Origin of the sequence: Photorhabdus viridis, from assembly GCF_040256935.1 — a bacterium.
Taxonomy (GTDB): Bacteria; Pseudomonadota; Gammaproteobacteria; order Enterobacterales; family Enterobacteriaceae; genus Photorhabdus; species Photorhabdus viridis.
In genome coordinates, this window is record NZ_JBEJZY010000589.1 from 1 (window position 1) to 223 (window position 223).

Here is a 223-nt window from a genome sequence, read left to right on the forward strand (position 1 = left end):
CCCGGTTGTCAATATCGCCACACCGAATGACGCCGGGATATCCCATAATACCTACCAAGCGTTTAACGTTGCCACTCAAGGCGCCATACTCAATAACGCTACCCAAACGGCTCAATCACAACTGGCCGGGCAACTTAACGCCAACCCTAATCTGCATGGCAAAGCGGCGGAACTGATTATCAATGAAGTCACCGGCAACGGACGCTCTGAGCTGCAAGGTCAG

Annotated in this window: 1 protein-coding gene; it reads left to right on the forward strand. The window is 52.9% G+C overall.

Annotated features, from left to right (window positions below):
* A partial coding sequence (locus tag ABR397_RS24675) for a two-partner secretion domain-containing protein (RefSeq protein ID WP_350307968.1) occupies nt 1–223 on the forward strand: 223 nt, incomplete at both ends.